3 protein-coding genes are annotated in these 2,784 nt (G+C 32.9%); all 3 read left to right on the top strand.

The features are described 5' to 3' along the window. Positions 1–47 precede the first annotated feature (47 nt). Positions 48–500: a KTSC domain-containing protein gene (locus tag ABWO04_RS10955; protein ID WP_502903991.1), complete on the top strand. Its 453-nt coding sequence runs from the start codon at positions 48–50 to the stop codon at positions 498–500. 78 nt (positions 501–578) lie between these two features. Further along, positions 579–1,463 (top strand): GTPase Era, encoded by an 885-nt coding sequence (gene era, locus ABWO04_RS10960; protein ID WP_353079734.1) that lies wholly within the window; start codon positions 579–581, stop codon positions 1,461–1,463. 131 nt (positions 1,464–1,594) lie between these two features. Continuing rightward, on the top strand, positions 1,595–2,784 hold a 1,190-nt coding region (der, locus tag ABWO04_RS10965), incomplete at its 3' end, for a ribosome biogenesis GTPase Der (RefSeq protein ID WP_353079735.1).

The following is a 2,784-nucleotide window of genomic DNA, read 5'->3' on the forward strand; positions in this document are numbered from 1 at the left end:
AATTAAAGAATAAATCACTACTTTTGCACTTTTATTTTCAAAATTATATGACTACACAGAAAATTATTGGGTACAGAAAGTTACTTAATGTTACCAGAGATGCAACATTAAAAGAATTAAAAACAATATATAGAAATAGTATGAAGGAAGATCATCCTGATACTATTGCAGATCCAGTTGAACGTTTAGCAGCTGAAGAAAGAAGTAAAAACATTATTGAAGCGTACCACTTTTTAGTAAGTATCGCTCCAGAAACAAGAGAGAAAGTAAAGGCAGAATACTTAGCTACAACTACAACTTCACAAATTGCCGATTTTTATATGGACAAAGGTGTTTTGTATATTAGCTTTGCAGACGGAAGTAAATTTGAATACTTTGGTGTGCCAAGAAATACGTATGTGAAAATGGTAAACGCTGAATCACCAGGTCGTTTTGCTCGTCGTCATATTTATAACGAATTTATTTACCGTAGCGCAAGTAAATTAGTTGCGGCAGAATAAATAACTAACATAATATTGTAAAAGAAGCCATTCCAAAACGAGTGGCTTTTTTATGTACCTTTGTAAAAAATAAAATATATGTCGCATAAAGCAGGTTTTGTAAATATAATCGGAAACCCAAACGTTGGAAAATCTACCTTAATGAATGCTATGGTAGGTGAGAAGTTGTCTATCATCACAAGTAAGGCACAAACCACGCGTCACAGAATTTTTGGTATTGTAAATGATGAAGACTATCAAATCGTTTTTTCGGATACGCCAGGAATTATCAAACCAGCTTACGATTTACAAACCAGTATGATGGATTTTGTTAAAAGTGCTTTTTCTGATGCCGATATTTTAATCTATATGGTTGAAATTGGAGAAAAAGAATTAAAAGACGAAGACTTTTTCAATAAAATTATCAATGCTAAAATTCCAGTTTTACTTTTGTTAAATAAAATTGATAAATCCAATCAAGAATTATTAGAAGAACAGGTACAAACTTGGCAAGCAAAGGTTCCAAATGCTGAAATTTTTCCAATTTCGGCTTTAGAAAACTTTAATGTAAAAGAAGTATTAAATAGAATTGTCGATTTATTACCACTTTCACCACCTTATTATCCTAAGGATGCTTTAACAGACAAACCAGAACGTTTTTTTGTAAATGAAACCATTCGTGAGAAGATTTTATTAAACTACGATAAAGAAATTCCGTACGCAGTTGAGGTGGAAACTGAAGAGTTTTTGGAAGACGAAAAAATCATAAGAATTCGCTCTGTCATTATGGTAGAACGCGAAACACAAAAAGGAATTATTATTGGACATAAAGGTGCAGCTCTAAAAAAAGTAGGAATGCAAGCTCGTGCCGATTTAGAATTGTTTTTCGATAAACAAATACACATTGAAATTTTCGTAAAAGTGAATAAAGATTGGCGAAACAATGCCTTTCAATTACGAAGATTTGGATACAACCAAAAGTAATTACAAATAATTAGTTTACAGAATTTAGTAGTTAGTTTGGAGCAATGCGTTTAGTATTACTTACAAAAACTCCTAACTATAAACCCTAAACTCGCAACTTTTAAACTATCTTTGCACAAAATATAAGAATAATGAATAATATTGTAGCCATAGTAGGAAGACCAAATGTAGGAAAATCTACGCTTTTTAATCGTTTAATCCAACGTAGAGATGCCATAGTAGACTCTGTGAGTGGCGTTACACGTGATAGAAATTATGGAAAAAGTGAGTGGAATGGAAAAGAATTTTCTGTAATTGATACAGGTGGATACATTAAAGGTTCTGATGATATTTTTGAAGGTGAAATTAGAAAACAAGTAGAATTAGCAATAGATGAGTGCGATGCCATTATTTTTATGGTAGATGTAGAAGAAGGCATTACGCCAATGGATGATGAAGTGGCTAAATTACTACGTAAGGTTACTAAACCTGTTTTGTTAGCCGTGAACAAAGTTGATAATTCGAAACGTGTTACTGATGCGTTAGAGTTTTATAATTTAGGATTGGGCGAATATTTCACTATAGGCGCTATGAATGGAAGTGGAACGGGAGAATTATTAGATAAATTAGTAGAAGTTTTACCTGAAATGCCTGAAGCTGTTGAAGATGAAAATCCTTTACCTCGTTTTGCCGTTGTGGGTCGTCCAAATGCAGGAAAATCCTCTATTATTAATGCCTTAATTGGTGAAGATAGATTTGTGGTTACAGATATTGCTGGAACTACTCGTGATGCCATTGATACCACATATAACCGTTTTGGTTTTGAATTTAACTTGGTAGATACTGCTGGAATTAGAAGAAAAGCCAAGGTAAAAGAAGATTTAGAATTTTATTCTGTAATGCGTTCGGTTCGTGCCATTGAGCATTCAGATGTTTGTATTTTGGTAATTGATGCCACTCGTGGTTTTGAAGGACAAGATCAAAGTATTTTTTGGTTGGCCGAAAAAAACAGAAAAGGAATTGTAATTTTAGTCAACAAATGGGATTTAGTTGAAAAAGATACTATGACCGCAAGAGATTACGAGCGTAAAATTCGTGAGCAAATTCAACCGTTTACAGATGTGCCAATTCTATTTGTATCTGCATTAGAAAAACAACGTTTATTAAAAGGATTAGAAACAGCTGTTGAGGTTTTTGAAAACAGAAAACAAAAAGTACCAACATCAAAATTCAACGATTTGATGTTACCAATTATAGAAAACCAACCGCCACCAGCATTAAAAGGGAAGTATGTAAAAATTAAATATTGTATGCAATTGCCTACTCCGGTACCACAGTTTGT

Origin of the sequence: Flavobacterium sp., from assembly GCF_040382755.1 — a bacterium.
GTDB lineage: Bacteria > Bacteroidota > Bacteroidia > Flavobacteriales > Flavobacteriaceae > Flavobacterium.

Excerpts from the sequence above, each read along its gene's own strand:
- ABWO04_RS10955 (WP_502903991.1), top strand. The coding sequence starts at position 48 with ATGACTACACAGAAAATTATTGGGTACAGAAAGTTACTTAATGTTACC.
- era (WP_353079734.1), top strand. The coding sequence starts at position 579 with ATGTCGCATAAAGCAGGTTTTGTAAATATAATCGGAAACCCAAACGTT.